The organism is Allobosea massiliensis (assembly GCF_042655245.1).
GTDB classification, from domain to species: Bacteria; Pseudomonadota; Alphaproteobacteria; order Rhizobiales; family Beijerinckiaceae; genus Allobosea; species Allobosea massiliensis.
Map to the genome: position 1 here is coordinate 1 of NZ_JBHSLU010000110.1, position 1,002 is coordinate 1,002.

General features: G+C 67.1%; 1 protein-coding gene. It reads right to left on the bottom strand.

What is annotated here, in order from left to right; translation table 11 throughout:
- Positions 1 to 905, bottom strand: a 905-nt coding sequence (locus ACFPN9_RS26115) for an IS256 family transposase (RefSeq protein WP_377817889.1), incomplete at its 3' end; no start/stop codon positions are given.
- Positions 906 to 1,002 lie beyond the last annotated feature (97 nt).

Below are 1,002 nucleotides of genomic sequence, written 5' to 3' on the forward strand. Positions count from 1 at the left end.
GCGAGCTTGGGGACGGTCGGCCTGAGTTGGTCGGCGACCCTGCGCCATTGCTGGCTTGCGGCCGCCGCATTGTCCTGGGCGAACGCCGTGGCGATGAAGGCGCAGACGACGCGGCGTCCCGAGCGGCCGGCATGGGCGAGCGCGTTCCTCATGAAGTGAACCCGGCAGCGTTGCCAGGTCGCGGTGAGAACCTTCGAGACGGCCGCCTTGATGCCCTCATGGCTGTCGGAGACGACGAGCTTGACGCCGCGCAGGCCGCGCCGCGCCAGCTTGCGCAGGAATGCGGTCCAGAAGACTTCGGCCTCGGAGGGGCCGATGTCCATGCCCAGCACCTCGCGCCTTCCGTCACCGTTGACGCCGACCGCGACGATCACAGCGACCGAGACGATCCGCCCGGCCTGGCGCACCTTCACATAGGTCGCGTCGATCCAGAGATAGGGCCAGTCGCCCTCGATCGGCCGGTCGAGGAAGGCCTGCACCCGCTCGTCGATCTCCTCGCAGAGCCGCGACACTTGGCTCTTGGAGATGCCGCTCATCCCCATCGCCTTGACCAGATCGTCGACCGAGCGGGTCGAGATGCCCTGGATGTAGGCCTCCTGGATTACCGCCGTCAGCGCCTTCTCGGCCATCCGGCGCGGCTCGAGGAAGCCGGGGAAGTAGCTGCCCTTCCTCAGCTTGGGGATGCGCAGTTCGACCGTGCCGGCGCGCGTCTCCCAATCCCTATCGCGATAGCCGTTGCGCTGCGCCAGGCGCTCCGGGCTCTTCTCGCCGAAGCCGGCGCCGGTCAGGCTACCGACCTCCAGCTCCATCAGGCGTTGCGCGGCAAAGCCGATCATCTCGCGCAAAAGATCGGCGTCGGGGCTCTTCTCCAGCAGCCCGCGCAGGTTCATCATCTCGTCGGTCATCGGGGATCTCTCGGTTCAGGGTTGGCGTTCGCAACCCAAACCTAACCGGCAATCGCCGATGACCACCCTCAGCTACACCACGCTATGGGACACGACC